The 4,512-nt window shown below is 74.2% G+C and carries 4 protein-coding genes and 1 pseudogene; 1 reads left to right on the top strand and 4 read right to left on the bottom strand.

Annotated features, from left to right (window positions below; all coding sequences use genetic code 11):
* A partial coding sequence (locus tag A6Q79_RS06670) for an ABC transporter permease (RefSeq protein WP_317697245.1) occupies positions 1-1,370 on the bottom strand: 1,370 nt, incomplete at its 3' end.
* A pseudogene (locus A6Q79_RS06665) lies at positions 1,367-1,921 on the bottom strand (ABC transporter ATP-binding protein); the annotation flags it as partial. The gene A6Q79_RS06670 and the pseudogene A6Q79_RS06665, both read right to left, overlap by 4 nt.
* Before the next feature lie 154 nt (positions 1,922-2,075).
* Here A6Q79_RS06665 and A6Q79_RS06660 point away from each other — a divergent pair.
* On the top strand, positions 2,076-2,390 hold the full coding sequence (locus A6Q79_RS06660; RefSeq protein ID WP_286690587.1) for a hypothetical protein: 315 nt from the start codon (positions 2,076-2,078) through the stop codon (positions 2,388-2,390).
* Between the two features lie 19 nt (positions 2,391-2,409).
* On the opposite strand, the gene A6Q79_RS06655 is transcribed toward A6Q79_RS06660, so the two are convergent.
* Entirely contained in the window at positions 2,410-3,075 is a 666-nt protein-coding gene (locus tag A6Q79_RS06655; protein WP_286690586.1) for a response regulator transcription factor, read from the bottom strand.
* A complete protein-coding gene (locus A6Q79_RS06650; RefSeq protein ID WP_286690585.1) occupies positions 3,072-4,265 on the bottom strand; it encodes a sensor histidine kinase in 1,194 nt (397 codons plus the stop codon). Before A6Q79_RS06650 ends, A6Q79_RS06655 begins: the two co-directional genes overlap by 4 nt.
* Positions 4,266-4,512 lie beyond the last annotated feature (247 nt).

Genomic DNA, 4,512 nt, shown 5'->3' with positions numbered 1-4,512 from the left:
GCGTTGGCGGCCGCCAGCCGGGTGGCCAGCCCGGTCCCGCCGAGCAGGCGTCCGGCCAGCCGCAGGAGCGCCGGGACCAGGACCGGCCCGAGCAGCAGCACGCCCGTGAAGGTCACCATGCCGCCGACCAGCAGCGGCGGCAGCGTCGACGTCCTCACCGCGACCGCGAGGGCTGCGGCTCCGGCGGCGACCATGGCGACGCCGACACCGACCCGGGCGGCGCCGGCGCGGCTGAGCACGTCGGCGTCGTGGGGACGGAGCGCCGCGAGCGGACTCACGCGCACGACGCGCCGGGTGGGCAGCCAGGCCGCGGCCACGGTCACCACGACCCCGCCGACGAAGGCGCCCCCGACCCACAGGGGCGACAGCGCGACCGCGCCCAACGTGCTGGCGTCGCTGAGGACACGCACCGCGGCGACGATGCCGTAGCCTGCGCCGACCCCGGCAACGACGCCGAGCGCCGACGCGAGCAGCGCGACCGCGACGGACTCGACCCGCACCGAGCGCAGCACCTGCCGGCGGGTCGCGCCCACGCAGCGCAGCAGCGCGAGGTCGCGCGTGCGCTGGGCGAACAGGATGGTGAACGTGTTGGCGATGACGAGCACGGCCACGAAGCCGGCCACCGTCGCGAACAGCAGGAGCAGGATGCCGATGGCGTCGAAGCCCTGGTTCAGCGCCACCACGCGGGCGTCGACGTACTCCCCCTGCGTGCGGACGGGCTCGTCGGTGACACGGGCGAGCGCCGCGGCCGTGGCGGCCGGGTCGCCCGAGGCGTCGACGACGACGGCGTCGGCCAGCGCGTCGGGCAGCGCCGACAGCGTCGACCACGGCACGTACACGTCGGCCGACAGGTAGCTGGTCGCCTTCGCGACGCCGACGACGGTCACGGTGCGCCGGTCGCCGTCCGTCCCGATGACGAGCCGGTCGCCGACTCGGATGCGGTCCGCCTGCGCGGTGCGCTGGTCGACGAGCGCCTGGCCGTCGGCCGCGGGCGCCTGTCCCGACACGATCGTCTGGCGGCGCAGCTCGGGCTCGAGGCTGACGGTCGACACCGACGTGTCCTGGCCGAGCGACGTCCCGTCGCGGGTGACGGTGGTGAACGCCGAGCCCACGACGTCCGCGGTGGCCCCCTGGTCCGCCGCGGCGCGCTCGACCGGTGCCACCTGGCTGCGGTCGAGCCCGCCGTCCTGGCCGACGACGAGGTCGGCACCGCGGTACGCGCGCTCGACCTCGCCCGACAGGCCCGACTTCGCGGCCGAGCCGACGGCGTTGGTGGCGATGACGAAGCCGACGGCGACCATGACGGCCACGAACGCGGCGACGTACCGGCGGGTGTGGGTGCGCAGCGACGCGCGCAGCACGGTCCTCACGACGCGTCCCGGTGGCTGCTGCCGGCGAGGACGGAGACCAGCTCGGCGCGCGACGGGCTCACGAGGTGCGAGCGGATGCGGCCGTCGGCGAGCACGACGACGTCGTCGGCGTAGGCGGCGGCGTCGATCTCGTGCGTGACCATCACGACGGTGCGGCCGAGCTCGCGCACGGAGCGGCGCAGGTAGGCCAGCACTTCCGCCGACGCGGCGCTGTCGAGGTTCCCGGTCGGCTCGTCGGCGAAGACGATCGACGCCTGGCTGACGAGCGCGCGGGCGATGGCCACCCGCTGCTGCTGGCCGCCGGACAGCTCGCTGGGCCGGTGCCCGAGCCGGTCGCCGAGCCCGAGGACGGACACGACGGTGTCGAGGTCGTCGCACACGTTCGCGTCGACCCGGCGGCCCGCGAGCTCGAGCGGCAGCAGGATGTTCTGGCGGGCCGTCAGCATCGGCAGCAGGTTGAACGCCTGGAACACGAAGCCGAGGTGGTCGCGGCGAAAGCGCGTGAGCCGGTCGTCGTCGAGCCGCGTGAGGTCGACGCCGTCGACCGTGAGTCGCGATCGGTGCGTGGGTGGTGGTCGTCATGACGACGACGCTAGGGATCCGGACCCCCTCCGGTCGTCGGAGCGCGGGATGGTCCTGACGTCATCCCTGGGTCTGACGGCGGCGGCTGCGCTAGCCTCGGACGATGCCTGAGGAGGAGGCTGGATGAGGTTCCTGCGCCGCCGTCCCGACCCGGCTGAGGAGCGCGCCGAGCGACTCGAGTGCCTCCGCGACCAGGTGCACATCCTGCGTGGTGTGGAGGTCGCGCTCGGTCGGTGGCTGGAGGTCGCCGAGGTCGTGCACGACGCTCCTTCGGTGAACGCGGCGAGGACCGCGCTGGAGGACCTCCTCCAGCTCGACGAGCTCCAGGTGCTGGCCGTCGTCGACCTCCAGCTCCGTCGGTCCGCGGGGCAGGAACGCGCGAAGGTCGCGGAGGAGATCCTCCGCCTCGAGGAGGAGCTGGCAGGACTGACCGCCTAGCTCCGATCCCGCCTCCTGACTAGCCCAGTCCCGCCTCCAGGGCGAGGAGCACGAGCTGGACGCGGTCGCGGGAGTCGGTCTTGGCGAGCAGGCGTCCGACGTGGGTCTTGACCGTCGCCTCCGACAGGAACAGCGAGCCGGCGATCTCGGGGTTGGTGAGGCCGCGGGCGATGAGCGAGAGCACCTCGCGCTCGCGGTCGGTGACGTCGGCGAGGCGGCGGGCGGTCGTCCCGCTCACCACGGCGCGCGACCCGGACGGCTGCACGAAGTGGTCCAGCAGGCGGCGGGTGGTCGACGGGGCGACGACGGCGTCGCCCGCCTGCACGGCGCGGATCGCGGCCAGCAGGTCGGGCGGGGCGGCGTCCTTCAGCAGGAACGCCGACGCACCGGCCTGCAGCGCGGCGAACGCGTACTCGTCGAGGTCGAAGGTCGTGAGCACGATGACCCGGGGTGGCGCGTCCCCGTGCAGGATGCGGCGGGTCGCCTCGACGCCGTCGAGCACCGGCATGCGCACGTCCATGAGGACGACGTCGGCCGTGACCTGCGTGAGCAGGTCGAGGGCGGCCTGACCGTCGCCCGCCTCGCCGACCACCTCGAGGTCCGGCTGGCTGTCGACGAGCATCCGGAAGCCGGCACGCACCATCTGCTGGTCGTCCACGAGCAGCACGCGGATCGGGGCGCTCACCGGGGGATCCTCGCACGCACCCGCCACCCACCGCCGGGTGCCGGACCCACGTCGAGCGTGCCTCCGTGCACGGCCACCCGCTCGCGCATGCCCACCAGGCCGAGGCCGCCCGACGTCGACGTGTGCGCGGCGCCGTGCCCGTCGTCGACCACCTCGACGAGCACGTCGGGACCGTCGACCGTGACGTCGACGGCAGCGGTGGCGCCGGCACCGGCGTGCTTGCGCACGTTGGTGAGCGACTCCTGCACGACGCGGAAGACGGTGAGCGCGACGCCGTCCGGCATGGCCGGCGCCGGGTCGGGGAGGGTGGCGCGCACCCGTCCCGCCTCGACGTCGGCGGCCAGGAGACGGGGTAGGTCGGCCAGACCCGGCTGGGGGACCAGCTCCGGGTCGGAGGTTCCTCGCAGGAGTCCGAGCAGGCGGCGCATCTCGGTGAGCGCCTCGCGCCCGGTCGAGGCGACGGTCTCGAGGGTGCGGACGGCGACGTCGGGGTCGTGCTCGGCGGCGTAGCGCGCGCCGTCGGCTTGGACGATCATGCCGGTGATGCCGTGGGCGACGACGTCGTGCATCTCGCGGGCGACGCGGGTGCGCTCCTCGGCTGCGGCCGACCGGGTCCGCTGCTCGGCCTCCTCCGCCATCCGTTCGCCGCGTTCGAGCAGGGCGTCCTCGTAGGCGCGTCGGATGCGGCCCTGCGTGCCGAGCGCCCACGCGGCGATGACGATGGCACCCACGGTGAGCGTGTACGGCAGGAAGGTCGTGAGCGAGAGGTCGGGCTGGACGACCCCGGGCGGCGGGTCGTCGTAGCGTCCGGCCATCACCCACACCCAGGCGGCGACGCCGGTGGCGACGAGGCTGAGCACGAGCCCGACGAGGGCGTCGCGCGAGCGGCCGAAGCGTGCGAGGGAGTACAGGGCGACGGGGTAGGCGAGCTGTCCGATGGCGGGGTAGTCGTAGACGAGGGCCTGCACGCCGCTGAACAGCCAGACGAGGGCGAAGGTCGTGGCGGGTCTGCTGCGTCGCCACGCGAGGGGCGCCACCTGCAGGGCGCTGAGCGCGGTCACGTGCAGCGGTTGCCCGACGAGCAGGGTCACGGCCGTGAGGCCGAGCAGCCCGACGACGAGTGCGGCGTCGAACCACTGCACCGCCTGCGGTCCCAGCCGCCAGGGGCGTCGTTCCTGCTCCGTCCTCACCCTGGCGACCCTAGGCGCTGGCGTCGGTCCCAGCGTCAGTCCCAGGTCTGATCCTCGGGCGCGATAGGTGCGAGACGTCGACGTGCGGGCGTAGCGTCCGAGCGAACGACCCGGTCGTCCGCCAGCGGTCAGCCAGCTCGGGCGCGGCGGCTGGTGCGTTGGGTGCGCAGGGTGCGGTGGGTCTGGTGGGTGTCGGGGTCGATGGTGAAGAACCCTTGGTGCACCGCTGAGTGACATCTCGGACAGA

This window comes from Aeromicrobium sp. REDSEA-S32_B7, from assembly GCF_001626145.1.
GTDB classification, from domain to species: Bacteria; Actinomycetota; Actinomycetes; order Propionibacteriales; family Nocardioidaceae; genus Aeromicrobium; species Aeromicrobium erythreum.
The sequence above is the reverse complement of the archived record's forward strand: the minus strand, read 5'-3'. Positions and strand labels throughout refer to the sequence as shown.

Coding starts and splice junctions, on each gene's coding strand:
- A6Q79_RS06660 (WP_286690587.1), top strand. CDS start 2,076: ATGAGGTTCCTGCGCCGCCGTCCCGACCCGGCTGAGGAGCGCGCCGAG.